At 70.1% G+C, this 12,852-nt stretch carries 14 protein-coding genes and 1 riboswitch; of the genes, 2 read left to right on the forward strand and 12 right to left on the reverse strand.

Features of this window, described 5'->3' with window-relative positions:
* Positions 1-33: 33 nt before the first annotated feature.
* The 11 genes from ACAM58_RS05245 to ACAM58_RS05295 form a co-directional block, all read right to left on the reverse strand.
* Positions 34-438 (reverse strand): cobalamin biosynthesis protein, encoded by a 405-nt coding sequence (locus tag ACAM58_RS05245; RefSeq protein ID WP_012746166.1) that lies wholly within the window; start codon positions 436-438, stop codon positions 34-36.
* Positions 435-1,172 (reverse strand): cobalamin biosynthesis central domain-containing protein, encoded by a 738-nt coding sequence (locus tag ACAM58_RS05250; RefSeq protein ID WP_012746167.1) that lies wholly within the window; start codon positions 1,170-1,172, stop codon positions 435-437. The genes ACAM58_RS05245 and ACAM58_RS05250 overlap by 4 nt, the downstream gene beginning before the upstream one ends.
* Complete coding sequence (cobI, locus tag ACAM58_RS05255; RefSeq protein WP_012746168.1) at positions 1,162-1,959, reverse strand: precorrin-2 C(20)-methyltransferase; 798 nt, start codon at positions 1,957-1,959, stop codon at positions 1,162-1,164. Before cobI ends, ACAM58_RS05250 begins: the two co-directional genes overlap by 11 nt.
* Positions 1,956-3,242 carry a precorrin-6y C5,15-methyltransferase (decarboxylating) subunit CbiE gene (cbiE, locus tag ACAM58_RS05260; RefSeq protein ID WP_196230432.1) on the reverse strand — a complete coding sequence of 429 codons (1,287 nt, stop codon included), beginning with the start codon at positions 3,240-3,242 and terminating at the stop codon, positions 1,956-1,958. The genes cobI and cbiE overlap by 4 nt, the downstream gene beginning before the upstream one ends.
* A 20-nt stretch (positions 3,243-3,262) precedes the next feature.
* Positions 3,263-4,360 carry a cobalt-precorrin-5B (C(1))-methyltransferase gene (locus ACAM58_RS05265; protein ID WP_012746170.1) on the reverse strand — a complete coding sequence of 366 codons (1,098 nt, stop codon included), beginning with the start codon at positions 4,358-4,360 and terminating at the stop codon, positions 3,263-3,265.
* Complete coding sequence (locus ACAM58_RS05270) at positions 4,357-5,046, reverse strand: precorrin-8X methylmutase (RefSeq protein ID WP_012746171.1); 690 nt, start codon at positions 5,044-5,046, stop codon at positions 4,357-4,359. The genes ACAM58_RS05265 and ACAM58_RS05270 overlap by 4 nt, the downstream gene beginning before the upstream one ends.
* A complete protein-coding gene (locus tag ACAM58_RS05275) occupies positions 5,043-5,972 on the reverse strand; it encodes a sirohydrochlorin chelatase (RefSeq protein ID WP_012746172.1) in 930 nt (309 codons plus the stop codon). The genes ACAM58_RS05270 and ACAM58_RS05275 overlap by 4 nt, the downstream gene beginning before the upstream one ends.
* The gene (gene cobM / locus ACAM58_RS05280; RefSeq protein WP_018903601.1) at positions 5,969-6,814 is read right to left on the reverse strand and encodes a precorrin-4 C(11)-methyltransferase; all 846 of its coding nucleotides are present in this window, start codon (positions 6,812-6,814) and stop codon (positions 5,969-5,971) included. Before cobM ends, ACAM58_RS05275 begins: the two co-directional genes overlap by 4 nt.
* Positions 6,815-6,972: 158 nt before the next feature.
* Positions 6,973-7,237: riboswitch (cobalamin riboswitch) on the reverse strand.
* Between the two features lie 159 nt (positions 7,238-7,396).
* Positions 7,397-7,705, reverse strand: a complete 309-nt coding sequence (locus ACAM58_RS05285; protein WP_012746174.1) for a hypothetical protein — start codon at positions 7,703-7,705, stop codon at positions 7,397-7,399.
* A 96-nt stretch (positions 7,706-7,801) separates the two neighbouring features.
* The gene (locus tag ACAM58_RS05290) at positions 7,802-8,803 is read right to left on the reverse strand and encodes a tripartite tricarboxylate transporter substrate binding protein (protein ID WP_012746175.1); all 1,002 of its coding nucleotides are present in this window, start codon (positions 8,801-8,803) and stop codon (positions 7,802-7,804) included.
* Between the two features lie 45 nt (positions 8,804-8,848).
* Positions 8,849-9,913 carry a tartrate dehydrogenase gene (locus ACAM58_RS05295; RefSeq protein ID WP_012746176.1) on the reverse strand — a complete coding sequence of 355 codons (1,065 nt, stop codon included), beginning with the start codon at positions 9,911-9,913 and terminating at the stop codon, positions 8,849-8,851.
* Between the two features lie 111 nt (positions 9,914-10,024).
* Here ACAM58_RS05295 and ACAM58_RS05300 point away from each other — a divergent pair, with 111 nt between their 5' ends.
* Positions 10,025-10,954, forward strand: coding sequence for a LysR substrate-binding domain-containing protein (locus tag ACAM58_RS05300; protein ID WP_018903600.1), 930 nt, complete (start codon positions 10,025-10,027; stop codon positions 10,952-10,954).
* 29 nt (positions 10,955-10,983) lie between these two features.
* On the opposite strand, the gene ACAM58_RS05305 is transcribed toward ACAM58_RS05300, so the two are convergent.
* On the reverse strand, positions 10,984-11,313 hold the full coding sequence (locus ACAM58_RS05305) for a four-helix bundle copper-binding protein (protein WP_012746178.1): 330 nt from the start codon (positions 11,311-11,313) through the stop codon (positions 10,984-10,986).
* 146 nt (positions 11,314-11,459) lie between these two features.
* Between ACAM58_RS05305 and ACAM58_RS05310 the strand changes: the two genes are divergently transcribed.
* Positions 11,460-12,776 carry a lytic murein transglycosylase gene (locus ACAM58_RS05310; protein WP_012746179.1) on the forward strand — a complete coding sequence of 439 codons (1,317 nt, stop codon included), beginning with the start codon at positions 11,460-11,462 and terminating at the stop codon, positions 12,774-12,776.
* The last annotated feature ends 76 nt before the right edge of the window (positions 12,777-12,852 follow it).

Consider the following 12,852-nt stretch of genomic DNA (forward strand, 5'->3'; position numbering starts at 1 on the left):
GGTTCCATTCGAGAGAGTGAGGGTTGGAGTTCATCAGGACATGCGCGCGATCGAGACCGTCGCGTGGCGCCCGTCGGCGCCGCGGTGCTTGTGCTTGGGGACGACCAGCGCCGCCATCGGCAGGCCGCCGCCGGCCAGCAGCGCGGCCGCCTCGCTGACCGAAGGCGTGCCGGTGTGGCGGCGCACCGTTTCCGACGGATGCGGCACGGGCACTTCTGCCAGCTGCGCGGCAGAGTAGAAGCGCAACGCCCAGCCGTGGGCCGCGGCCAGTGCCAGCAGGCCCGGTTCGTCGGCCTTCAGGTCGATGCTGGCTGCCGCCGCCACCTGCGCGAGCTGCGTGCCGATGCCGGCCAGCGCTTCGTCGATCGCCTGCTGCAGCGTGGCCTGCGGCGTGCCGCGGTCGCAGCCCAAGCCGATGGCGTAGCGCACGGTGCTCATAGCGGCGGCCGATAGACGACGAGCCGCTCGGCCAGCGCGCTCCAGCGTTCGGCGCTGACTTCGGCCTGCGTGATCCACAGCACGGCCTTGAAGCGCGCGAGGTCGACCTCGTCGAAGCGCGCGAAGCGGTGGATGTTGGCGGGCAGGGGCGTGGGGCGGGTCCACCAGCCGGCGCTGCCCGCTTCCTGCACCACCGCAATCGGCTCGCCGTTCACCACATGGGCCGAGACGCGCGTGATGTTGATCTTGGGTGCCTCCACCTTCCAGCCGAGCTCGCGGCCGAGGATGTCGACCGGAATCGTCTTGCCCACGTCCGACGCGGTGGTCAGCACCGGCGTGGCGCCCAGCAGCGAAGCGACCTGCTCGGCCATCGCGTTGGCGCCACCCACGTGGCCCGAGAGCACCGGAATCACGAACTGCGCGGCGTCGTCCACCACCAGCACGCCCGGGTCCTCGTCCTTGCTCTTGAGGTGCGGCGCGATCAGCCGCACCACGGCACCGAGCGAGACGAAGAACACGACCTGGTCGAAGTCCGCGAACAGCGCTGCGATCTCGTCGCGGAAGGCGCCCGCGTAGGCGCGCACCGGGTTGGGCAAGCCGGCCATGAGCGGCGCGAACTTGTCCGCCACGCACACGCTGGCCTCCGGCAGCTGGCGGGCCAGGCCGGCGGCCTGCTGCGCGCCATGTTTGGTGATGGCCACAAGCACCACACGGGGTGCGGCTTCATTCGTCATTCGGGTTGTCCTCTTCGATTTCGGTGCTGGTCTTCTTGCGGCAGCCGCGCACCAGTTCGCCGCGTTCGCGGCCGGGGTTCTTCACCAGCAGCAGCGACAAGTAGTTGACCTTGCTGCCCTTCAGGCTGGCCACGTCGTGCACGATGCGTTCGACCGGCGAGCCGGCCTTTTCGATGAAGCGGCTGTGCGCGAGCAGGCCGCGCCGCGCCAGCAGGTCGATCAGGTCGTCGAGCAGCGGCTTGACCTTCATGAGCACCAGCGTGTCGAAGTCGTCCAGCATCTTCTCGACCGCCGCAATGCCGTAGGCCGCCGGCACGATGGCCACGGTGTCGTCCTGCTCCGAGAGCGGCAGCTGCAGGCGCGCGCAGGCCGCGTTGAACGAGGTGACGCCGGGCACCACGTCGATGCGCGCGGCCGGGTCGAGCTCGCGCAGCACGCGCGCCAGGTAGCAGAAGCTCGCGTAGGTGGAGGCATCGCCCTCGACCAGGAACAGCACGTCCTGCCCGGTGGCCAGCAGCGCCTGCACGGTCTCCGCGGCCTTCAGCCAGTGGCGCGCGAGCTTCTCGGCGTCGTGGGTCATCGGGAACAGCAGCGCCTGGTGCTGCGCGGGCGCCGACAGGCCGGCGCGCAGCGCGATGTCGAGCGCGTAGCTTTCCTTGCGCAGGCTGCGCACCGGGTAGGTCCAGACCGCATCGGCGCGCGTCAGCAGGGACCAGGCGCGGCGCGTGATCAGGTCCGGATCGCCCGGGCCGAGCGATACGCCGTGGAGCATGCCGGGTGCCGTCATGCCACACCGCCTGCTTGCGCACAGACCAGCCACACCGGGTTCTCGGCCGCGAGCCGGTGCATGTGCAGGATCGGCTTGCTGCGCGAGGCCTGCAGCTGCAGCACGTCCCAGGCCGCGCCCTGCGCCTTGAGCGCCTCGACCGCAGCCGCGAGGTTCTCGATGGTCACGAAGTTCATCACCAGCCAGCCGCCCGGCCGCAGGCGCCGCAGCACCAGCGCGATGAGCTCTGCCAGCTCGCCGCCGGAGCCGCCGATGAAGACCGCATCCGGATCGGCCCAGGCCGCCAGGCCCTCGGGCGCCTTGCCGTGCACCAGGCTGTGGTTGCTGATGCCCATGGCCTGGCGGTTGCGCGCGACGATGGCGCTGTCGTCCGCGTTCTTCTCGATCGCGTAGACATGGCCGCGCCAGCACAGCCGCGCGGCCTCCAGCCCGACCGAGCCGGAGCCCGCGCCGATGTCCCACACCACGCTGTCGGCGCGCAGCTGCATGCGCGCGAGCGAGACGGCGCGCACCTCGTTCTTGGTGATCAGGCCCTTCTCGGGATGGCGCTGCTCGAAGCTCGCATCCGGCAAGCCGAACAGCACCTGCGGCGCGCGCAGCCGCGTGCGCCAGAGCAGCACCACGTTCGGATCGGCAAAGCGCATCTGCGCCGCGGCCGTGATGCGCATGCCGCTGACCACGCGCTCCTCGGGCTGGCACAGGCGCTCGGCCACGGCCATCTCGAAATCGTCGGCCAGGCCTTCGGCCACCAGCATGCGCGCGATGCGGTCGGGCGTGTTGTCGGGGCTGGTGAGCACGGCCAGCCGGTCGTGCTGGCGGATGTCGCGCAGCAGCGCATAGAGGCCGTGCGCGGGCGGCGAGCCGGGGAGCCAGTCGCCCGCATCCTTCGCATGCACGGAGGCAAACTTCATCTCCTGCCACGGCAGGCCGAGCCGCGCGCAGGCCAGCTGCAGCGTCGATACGTTCGGAATGACCTCGATCGCCTCGATGCACAGGCGCGCGGCCAGGAAGGCCGCAATGCCATGGCACAGCGGATCGCCGGTGGCCAGCACGACCACGCGGCGCTCTTCGGCCTGCGCGGCGCGGATCCATTCGGGCACCTGCGACAGCGCGCCCGTGAGATCGCGCTGCACCGCGCCGGGCGCGATGTGCGGCGCGAACAGCGCCAGCGTGCGCGCGGCGCCGATCACCAGTTGCGCCTTTTGCAGGTGGGCCATCGCGCCGCGCCCGAGGCTCGCATCGCCGTCGTCCAGCACGCCGAGGATGCGGCATTTGTTGGTCATGTTGTTGTTCTCGCTGTCGTTCACGGGGCCTCCGCGATCTTTCGGCCTTCGAAGTCGCAGACCAGCACCTTCAGTTCGAACTGGTCGGGGTAGCGCGTGCGCAGCGTCTGGATGACGCGCTGCGCGAGCGCCGTGTGAAAGGCGGTGCCGAGCCCGAGCGCGTCCATGCGCTCGCCGGCATAGCGCGCGGTCTCGTTGCCGCGGATCGCATCGCACACATCGGGCGGCGCGCCGAGTCCGGCGGCCAGGTCGGCCAGCAGGCCGGTGTCGACCTCGGCCCGGCCGGCGTGGGTGATGGTCTCGCCCTGCGCGATCTTGGTGAGCTTGCCGACCATGCCGCCGATCACCACCTTCCGGATTCCGGCCTTGACCGCGGCGCCCATCGCGTAGCGCAGGAAGTCGCCCATCTGCACGAAGGCCGGCTCGGGCAGCTCCGGCATTTCGGCCATCACGAATTTCTCGGTGCGCCCGCCGGTCGTGAGCACGACCACGCCATGGCCCAGCGTGCCCGCCACCTGCACGCCCTGCACCACGCTCGCGCGGTAGGCGGCGGTGGAATACGGCTTGACGATGCCGGTGGTGCCGAGGATCGAAATGCCGCCGAGGATGCCCAGGCGCGCATTGAGCGTCTTCTTGGCCATCTCCTCGCCCTGCGGCACGGAGATCGCGACTTCGAGGCCGACCTCGTCGAGCAGCGCCGCGCCCACCGCGCGCACGTTCGCCTCGATGTTGCGGCGCGGCACCGGGTTGATGGCCGGCCCGCCCACGGCGAGCCCGAGGCCCGGCATGGTGACGGTGCCCACGCCGGTGCCGCCGGCCAGCACCACCTGGCCCGCCAGATCGGGCAGCAGGCGCACGTCGGCCGTGAGATGGGCCTTGTCGGTGCAGTCGGGGTCGTCGCCGGCGTCCTTGATGACCATGGCGTGCGCGCTCGCGCTGTCGACGCGGCCATCGTGTACCGCGAAGCGCACGAGATCACCGTTGGGCAGCAGGCACTCGACGTGGTCGGGCACCTGGCCCGTGACCAGGCCGATCACCGCCGCGCGCGCCGCCGCGGCCGAACACGCACCGGTCGTGAAACCGGTGCGGGTGCCGCGGGGCGCGCCCTTGTCCATCATGCGGCGTGTTCGCGCGCCTCGGCCAGGCCCAGCAGCGCGTGGATCGCGGCCACCACCAGCGTGGAGCCGCCCTTGCGCCCGCGGATCACGATCCAGGGCACCTCGTCTTCGAGCGCGGCCAGGTCCTTCGATTCGGCCGCCGACACGAAGCCCACCGGCATGCCCACCACCAGCGCGGGGCGCGCGCCCTCTTCGCGGATCAGCCGCACGATCTCGATCAGCGCGGTCGGTGCATTGCCGATGCCGACGATCGCGCCGTCGACCAGCCCGAGCCGGTGCGCCTTGCGCATGGCCTGCACCGCGCGCGTGGTGCCTTCGGCCATCGCCTGCGAGATCACGTCCGGGTCGCTGATGAACTGGTGAGTGCCCATGCCGAAGTGCGCGAGGCGCGGCGCCGAGAGGCCGACGCAGATCATCTCGACATCGGCCAGCACGCGGCTGGCGCGCGAGCGGATGGCGGCAATGGCGGCGTCGACTGCCTCCGGGTGGAAGTCGGTCAGGCCGTTGAAGTCGAAGTCGGCGTTCGCATGGATCATGCGGCGCACCACGGGCCACTGGTCGGCCGTGTAGGCATGCGAGGCCACCTCGCGGTCGATCACCGCGAAGGAGTCGTGCTCGATGGCGCGGCCCGCCGCGGTGAGCTGCTCGGTGACGACGTTGGCCGCCGGGGCGTGCGTCGGCTTCATCGCAGCGCCGGCACCGCGTCGTGCGCATGGACGTGGCCATGCGCGTGGTCGTGATCGTGGTCGTGGTCGTGGCCGTGCGCCGCCGCATCGCCATGGTGGTGGCCGCCCAGCCCGTGCTCCACCGCAAAGTCGCGGAACTTGCAGCCGTCGCAAGGCATGAGCGCGGCCGGCGCGCCGCGCCGCAGGTCGTCCACGCGCTGTTCGAGCAGCGCGAAGATCTCGGGCTCGAAGCCGAAGTAGCGCGTGGAAACGAAACGGATCGTCGGGTACTGCGCCTTCAGGTGCTCGACCTGGCGCGCGATGCGTTCGACCAGCGTGCCGTTGAACAGGTAGTAGGGCAGCACCACCACCTGCTTCATGCCCAGCAGGCCCTGGCGCTGCACGGCCTTCTCCAGGCGCGGGTAGGTGATGCCGGTGAAGGCAAGGTCGACCAGCTCGTGGTCGGTCTCCTCCATCAGCCAGCGCGCCATCTTGGCCATGTCGCCATTGGCCTGGCGGTCCGACGAACCCCGGCCCAGGATCACCACGCCGGTGGTGGTCGGGTCGGGCATGTCGAGCGCCTGCATCGCGTCCTTGAGGCGGCGCTTGAGGATCGCGAGGATCGGATCGCAGGCCGTGAGGTGCGGCGCGTAGAGGAACTGCACCATCGGGTACTTGAGCCGGGCGCCGTCGATGGCCTGCGGCACGTCCATCTTCACGTGGCCCGCGGCATTGAGGATGAGCGGCACCACGATCACGCGCCGCGCGCTCTCGGCCGCGCGGCGCAGGCCCTCGCTCATCGTGATCTCGGAGAACTCGATGAAGCAGACCTCGATGCGCCAGCCCGGCTGCCGCTCGCGCCATTGCGCGGCAAAGGCCTCGATCTCGTCGTTGCCGGATTTTTCGCGCGAGCCGTGGCCCACCAGCAGAATGGTTTCGGAGTTCATGGGAGTTCCTGGCGCAGGGTTTGGACGGGAACGCTCGCGCGCCGGAAGCGGTGCGTGAAGCTCGCGTCGTAGAGCTTGGATTTGGCGAGCGTGGTCCACTGCCGCGCGCCCAGCGTGGGGCTGGCGATGATCATCGACTGGCTCGCGATGCGGGCCTCGCGGCACAGCGCCTGGATGGTCGCGACCGTGCCGCGCACGATCTTCTCTTCGCCCGGCCAGCTTGCCTTGTGAACCACCACCACGGGCGCATCGGGCGACCAGCCGGCGGCCGTGAGCGCGGCCGTGACCTTGCCCATCAGGGTGATGCTCAGGAAGATGCACAGCGTGCTGTGGTGCGCGGCGAGCGCCTCGAGCGACTCGCCCTCGGGCATGGGCGTGCGGCCTTCGACGCGCGTGAAGATCACGGTCTGCGTGACCTCGGGCAGCGTGAGGCTTTCCACCGCCGCCGCCGCCGAGGCCATGGCGGAGGACACGCCCGGCACCACGCCGATCGGCACGCCCGCCGCATCCAGCGGCTGCACCAGCTCGATCAGTGCGCCGTACAGGCCCGGGTCGCCGGTCTGCAGGCGCACCACGGTCTCGCAGCGCGCGGCCTGCGCGATCAGCCAGGCCGACATCTGCTCGAGCGTCATGTCCTTGCTGTCGGCAATGGCGCAGTCCGGCCGCGCCCAGCGCATGGCGGTTTCGCTCACGAGCGAGCCCGCGAACAGGATCGCCCCGGCGCGCTCGACGAGGCCGCGGCCCTTGACGGTGATGAGTTCCGGATCGCCCGGGCCCGCACCGACGAACCACACGGTTCCCGGCGTCGGCGCACTGCCTGGAGCGATGGCTCGCTTGTTCATGATGATGATTCCTCCGCGCCCGCCGCGCGATAGATGGTCGGTACGACCGGGCGGGGGGAGAGAAATCGGAGGGGCGCCAGTGGATGCGGTTCCGGCGGATGCACACCTGCATCGAGCCGGACGCCATGCGCCGCCCGCCGATCCTCGCCCACCGCAAGGTCATGCGCTGGTCGTCAGGCCGGTCTCCGGGCTCACGAGCGCAGAGCCATCGGCTCTGCAGCAAGACCACCTTCCCATGCCGTTCGCGGCACAGTGGCGCGGGACCGAATCCCGGGGTCTTGCTTCTTGACTCGTTTACCGTTGCGGGGGCAGCGTCGGCATTGCGCGGTGTTCTCTCCACCGCCGCGCACCGACTTCCCGTTTCACCCTGGCCACCCCGCCGTTTACACGGGGCGCCAGGACACCTGACAACGCGCGCAAAGTGTATCAGCCGCTTGCGGCGGGGCGGCGGGCGATCACCTGTCCAGGCCGAGACGCCCGCGCAGTTCCTTGCGGGCCGCGGCGAAATCGCCCTGGTACGCGGGGTTGTTCTGGATCAGAACAGCCGCGCGTCGGCATGGCTCCCGGGTCTGTGTGGGCAGATCAGCGGGCCGGCCGCAGCCGCAGGCCAACCAGGAGTTCGTTGTAGGACGCGGTCACTGCGGCGTTGCCAGGCAGGTAGCGTTCGAGCGCGGCGCCCAGCTCGTCCTGCTCCGAATGGTTCAGCTCGCTCGCCACGCGCCTGAACTCGGCGTGGTAGCAGGGCAGCATCAACGCCGCCGTGAGCGCGTGGACGTCGTTGCCGCGCGCAAGGCGCTCGTTGCACGCCGCGATGCTTCGATAGATGCCGAGCGCCTGCGCGACGCGGTCGTTCTTGCTGCTGTTCCTGCTGTTCCTGCTGTTGCTGCTCATCGCCGGCTCCTTGTGGCGCGCCGTGGTTGGCGCCGCAAGGCAACTCTAGGGACTGGCGAGCGCAGCGGGGAGTAACAAGATCGTCGTGAATCCGGCCTACTCGACCGCGACCTTCCCCTCCTTGACCAGCCTCGCGAACTTCGCCGTCTCCTCGCGGATGCGGGCCGCCATCTCGGCGGAGCTGTCGCCGATCGGGTCGGCGCCGATCGCGCGCATCCGCTCGGCGAACTCCGGCGACTTGATGATCCTGGCCATCTCGATGTGGAGCTTTGCGGTGATGTCCTTCGGCGTTCCGGCCGGCGCGAGCACGCCGAACCAGGTGCCGATGTCGAAGCCCTTGAGCCCGGCCTCCTCGAGCGTCGGCACCTCGGGCAGTACGGCGGAACGCTTGGCGGTGGTGACGGCCAGCGCGCGCAGCTTGCCGCCCTTGATGTGCTGCAGCACGGGCGTGATGGTGTCGAAGGACATGTCCACCTGCCCGCCCAGCAGGTCGGTGGTGAGCGGACCGCTGCCCTTGTACGGCACGTGCAGCAGCTTGACGCCGGTGCTGGCCTGGAACTGGGTGCCGATCAGGTGTTGCGCCGTGCCGTTGCCGTTGGAGCCGTAGGCCAGCTCCTTCGGCGACGCCTTGGCAAGCGCGACCAGCTCGGCCACCGACTTGGCCGGCGTGAGCGAGGCATTGACCACCAGCACGTTCGGCACCATCGCCACCGTGGTGATCGGCGCGAAGTCTTTCTGGAAGTCGTAGGGCAGCTTCTTGTAGACGCTGGTCGCGATGGTGTGGTGCACCGCGCCCATCAGCAGCGTGTAGCCATCGGGCCTGGCCTTGGCGACGTAGTCGGCGCCGAGCGTGGCGCCGGCGCCCGGCTTGCTTTCCACGATCACGGGCTGGCCCAGGGCCTTGGACAGCGCATCGGCGAGCGCGCGGGCCAGCACGTCGGTGGTGCCGCCGGAAGGAAAGGGCACGACCAGGCTGATCGGCTTGGCCGGCCACGGCTCCTGGGCAGTGGCCCAGGGCGCGATGCAAAGGCCGAGGGCCGCCAGGGCGGTTCCCGCGAGGGCGCGGCGGCGCCCGATGGCGAATGGTTGCTTCAACATGTCTTTGTCTCCTGGCTGACGGTCTGCGCCGTGTGTTTGATTGGGTTACGCGAGCCGTGCGCACACGGCCTGCGTGACCTGCGCGGTGGTGGCGCGGCCGCCGAGATCGCGCGTGTGCAGCGCGGGGTCGGCCGTCACGGCTTCGACCGCCTGCATGACGCGCCGGGCGGCCTCGGCCTCGCCCAGGTGCTCCAGCATCATCACGACCGACCAGAAGGTGCCGACCGGATTGGCCAGGCCCTTGCCCATGATGTCGAAGGCGGAGCCGTGGATCGGTTCGAACATCGACGGGTAGCGCCGCTCGGGGTCGATGTTGCCGGTGGGTGCGATGCCCAGGCTGCCCGCGAGCGCGGCGGCCAGGTCGCTCAGGATGTCGGCATGCAGGTTGGTGGCGACGATGGTGTCGAGCGAGGCCGGCCGGTTGATCATGCGTGCGGTCGATGCGTCGACCAGTTCCTTGTCCCAGGTGACCTCCGGGAACTCCTTCGAGACCTGCAGCGCGATCTCGTCCCACATCACCATCGCGTGGCGCTGGGCGTTGCTCTTGGTGACGACCGTGAGCAGCTTGCGGGGCCGCGACTGCGCCAGTTTGAAGGCGAAGCGCATGATGCGTTCGACGCCGGCGCGCGTCATCATGGACACGTCGGTGGCGGCCTCGATCGGATGGCCCTGGTGCACGCGGCCGCCGACGCCGGCGTACTCGCCCTCGGAGTTCTCGCGCACGATGACCCAGTTCAGATCATGGGGGCCGCAGCGCTTGAGCGGGCCGTCGATGCCGGGCAGGATGCGCGTCGGGCGCACGTTGGCGTACTGGTCGAAGCCCTGGCAGATCTTCAGGCGCAGGCCCCAGAGCGTGATGTGGTCGGGAATATGCGGATCGCCCGCCGAGCCGAACAGGATCGCGTCCTTGCCGCGCAGCGCATCGAGGCCGTCGGCCGGCATCATCGCGCCGTGTTCGCGGTAGTGGTCGCCGCCCCAGCCGAAATTCTCGAACTCGAACGTGAAGCTGCTGCCGGCCGAAGCCAGCGCTTCGAGCACCTGCTGGCCCGCGGGCACGACTTCCTTGCCGATGCCGTCTCCGGGAATGGTTGCGATCTTGTACGTCTTCATGGCGATGCCTGCGGGAGGTTGAAAAAGAGATTCCACTGTAAGAAGCAGCAGCCCGCGGAATCGGCGCTAAAGTGAAGCCATTGTTAACCTGAGTTCAACAGTGGGGCCACGATGAGCAGCGCCATCCTTCCGGCCGATCTCGGCTTCTTTTCCACCCTGGCCAGCGCCGGCAGCCTGAGCGCCGCCGCGCGGGAGCTGGGCATCACCACACCCGCGGTCAGCAAGCACCTGGCGCTGATGGAATCGCGCGCGGGCGTGCTGCTGGTCAACCGCTCCACGCGCCGCATGAGCCTCACGCCCGAGGGCGAGCTGTACCTGGAGCATGCGCGCCGCATCCTCGGCGAGATCGACGGCATGGAGGAGCTGCTGGGCGTGTCGCGCGCCACGCCGCGCGGCCTGCTGCGCGTGAACGCCACGCTGGGCTTCGGGCGCAGCCATGTGGCGCCGCTGATCTCGCGCTTCGTGCGCAAGCATCCGGCCGTGGAGGTGCAGCTGCAGCTGTCGGTCAATCCACCGGCGCCGAGCGAAGACCTGTTCGATGTCTGCGTGCGCTTTGGCGCGCCGCCGGACAGCCGCGTGGTGGCAAGGCACATCGCATCGAACCGCCGGCTGCTGTGCGCATCGCCCGCCTACCTGGCGGCGCGCGGCATGCCCAAGGTTCCGAACGACCTGGCCAGGCATAACTGCATCGGCATTCGCCAGGGCGAGGAAGCCTACGGCGTCTGGCGCCTGACGAGCGGCCGAGGCCGCCATGCGCGCACCGAATCGATCAAGACGCGCGGCAGCCTCGCGACCAACGACGGCGAGATCGCCGTGAACTGGGCGCTCGAAGGCCACGGCATCCTGATGCGGGCGGAGTGGGACATCAACCGCTACCTGCGCAACGGCCGCCTGGTGCAGGTGCTGCCGCAGTACTTCACGCCCGATGCCGACATCTACGCGGTGTATCCGCAGCGGCACCAGCTGGCCGCGCGCGTGCGGGCCTTTGTCGATTTCCTGGCGCTTTCATTCACGCAGCAGGTGGCGTCCGGCAAGGCATAGCCGGACGCGCGCGAGCCGGTCGCGGCAGCTCAGCGTGCCATCGCGCGGCACGCGGCTGCGCAATCGCGGCAGGCCTTGGCGCAGGCCTGGCAGTGCTCGTGCTTGTGCCTGGCGCATTCCTCGCCGCAGGCTTCGCAGATGCCGGCGCACAGCGCGCAGATGGCTTTCGCATGTTCGCTGCCGCGCGCCATGGCGGCCGCGGCAAACTGGCAGGCGGCCGCGCAATCCATGTCGAGCGCGATGCACCGGGCCATCATCTGGACGTCGGGCTCCTTCAGGCAGGACGCGGCGCAGTGATGGCATGCGGTGGCGCAGCCGTTGCACGCCTCGATGCATGCGGCGTAGGTTTGATGTGGCATCACTGTCCCCTTCGAGATTCGAGCCGCGGGAGTTCGCTGCTGCTGACGGCCCATGCTCGCTGGCCCGCCCACCGCAGCTGTAGGAAAGGGGCGCGTCGGTGCGTGAGAACGGCTTGCCGCCGTGCAGCACGGGTGAGAATCCGCGGATGCATCCAACCAGCAGCACCTCATTCCTGCAGTCCACCATCCGGCCCGCCCTTGTGGCCGCAGCCACCGCGGCGCTTGTCGCGGGCTGCGCTTCCGCACCGCCCGGGCCGGCGTCGCAGCCGCCGGGCTCCACGGCGAGTCAGCGGCCCGCAACTGCGCCCGCGCCCGCAGCCCCTGACGCTGCCGCGCTCGAGCAGCAGCGCTTCGCCAAATGGGTGGCAGACTTCCGCGCCACCGCACGCGCATCCGGCATCCGCGAAGCCACCTTGCAAAGCGCCTTCGACCAGGTGCAGTTTCTTCCGCGCGTGATCGAGCTGGACCGCGCCCAGCCCGAGTTCACACGCACGGTCTGGGACTATCTCGACAACACCGTCTCGCCCCAGCGCATTGCCACGGGCCAGGACAAGCTGCAGCAGGTGCGCGCCGAAGCCGATGCGGCCGCCGCGCGCTATGGCGTGCCGGCCACCGTCGTCGTCGCCATCTGGGGCATGGAAAGCAACTACGGCGGCAACTACGGTAGCACCCCGGTCATCGACGCGCTGGCCACGCTCGGCTTCGAGGGCCGGCGCGAAGACTGGGCGCGCCGCGAGCTGCTCGCGGCACTGAAGATCCTCGACAGCGGCGACATCGCGCGCGACCGCATGATCGGCTCCTGGGCGGGCGCCATGGGCCAGACGCAATTCCTGCCGTCGAACTTCCTGGCCTACGCGGTGGATGCCGACGGCGACGGGCGCCGCGACATCTGGGGCAGCATGCCCGACGTGGTGGCCTCGACGGCCAACTTTCTCTCGCGCTCGGGCTGGCAGGCCGGCATGCCGTGGGGCGTGGAGATCAAGTTGCCCGCGGGCTTCGACTACGGCCGCGCCGACATGGCCGTGCGCCAGCCGAGCGCGCAGTGGGCGGCCGAGGGAATCACGAGCATGGACGGCCAGCCGCTGCCGGAATTTGCCGATGGCTCGGTGCTGCTGCCCGCGGGCGCGCAGGGGCCGGCCTTCCTGGTCGGGCCGAACTTTCGCGCCGTGCTGCGCTACAACAACTCGACCAACTACGCGCTCGCCGTGGGCCTGCTCGCGCAGCGCCTGGGCGGCGGCCCCGACGTGCAGGCGCCATGGCCGAGGAACCTGACGGCGCTCTCGCGCAGCCAGATCGCCGAACTGCAGGCCGCGCTCACCCGGCGCGGCTTTGCCACTGGCGCGGCCGACGGCGTCATGGGCCCCGCCACGCGCGAAGGGCTGCGCCGCTACCAGCGCAGCGTGGGCCTGCCCGCGGACGGCTACCCGAGCGCGGAGCTGCTGCAGCGCCTGCAGCAGCCCTAGCCGGCGGGCCCCGTTAAACTGGGGCTGGGTGCGGGGCCGCTTGCTTCTTGTTGGCGGCGCCGCAGGTTCATGCGAT

The organism is Variovorax sp. V116 (assembly GCF_041154435.1).
In the GTDB taxonomy this organism is placed as follows: Bacteria; Pseudomonadota; Gammaproteobacteria; order Burkholderiales; family Burkholderiaceae_C; genus Variovorax; species Variovorax paradoxus.

Excerpts from the sequence above, each read along its gene's own strand:
- ACAM58_RS05245 (WP_012746166.1), bottom strand. The coding sequence starts at position 438 with ATGAGCACCGTGCGCTACGCCATCGGCTTGGGCTGCGACCGCGGCACG.
- cobI (WP_012746168.1), bottom strand. The coding sequence starts at position 1,959 with ATGACGGCACCCGGCATGCTCCACGGCGTATCGCTCGGCCCGGGCGAT.
- ACAM58_RS05275 (WP_012746172.1), bottom strand. The coding sequence starts at position 5,972 with ATGAACTCCGAAACCATTCTGCTGGTGGGCCACGGCTCGCGCGAAAAA.
- ACAM58_RS05265 (WP_012746170.1), bottom strand. The coding sequence starts at position 4,360 with ATGATGGACAAGGGCGCGCCCCGCGGCACCCGCACCGGTTTCACGACC.
- ACAM58_RS05270 (WP_012746171.1), bottom strand. The coding sequence starts at position 5,046 with ATGAAGCCGACGCACGCCCCGGCGGCCAACGTCGTCACCGAGCAGCTC.
- ACAM58_RS05290 (WP_012746175.1), bottom strand. The coding sequence starts at position 8,803 with ATGTTGAAGCAACCATTCGCCATCGGGCGCCGCCGCGCCCTCGCGGGA.
- cbiE (WP_196230432.1), bottom strand. The coding sequence starts at position 3,242 with ATGACCAACAAATGCCGCATCCTCGGCGTGCTGGACGACGGCGATGCG.
- ACAM58_RS05305 (WP_012746178.1), bottom strand. The coding sequence starts at position 11,313 with ATGCCACATCAAACCTACGCCGCATGCATCGAGGCGTGCAACGGCTGC.
- ACAM58_RS05285 (WP_012746174.1), bottom strand. The coding sequence starts at position 7,705 with ATGAGCAGCAACAGCAGGAACAGCAGGAACAGCAGCAAGAACGACCGC.
- ACAM58_RS05300 (WP_018903600.1), top strand. The coding sequence starts at position 10,025 with ATGAGCAGCGCCATCCTTCCGGCCGATCTCGGCTTCTTTTCCACCCTG.
- ACAM58_RS05310 (WP_012746179.1), top strand. The coding sequence starts at position 11,460 with ATGCATCCAACCAGCAGCACCTCATTCCTGCAGTCCACCATCCGGCCC.
- ACAM58_RS05250 (WP_012746167.1), bottom strand. The coding sequence starts at position 1,172 with ATGACGAATGAAGCCGCACCCCGTGTGGTGCTTGTGGCCATCACCAAA.
- cobM (WP_018903601.1), bottom strand. The coding sequence starts at position 6,814 with ATGAACAAGCGAGCCATCGCTCCAGGCAGTGCGCCGACGCCGGGAACC.
- ACAM58_RS05295 (WP_012746176.1), bottom strand. The coding sequence starts at position 9,913 with ATGAAGACGTACAAGATCGCAACCATTCCCGGAGACGGCATCGGCAAG.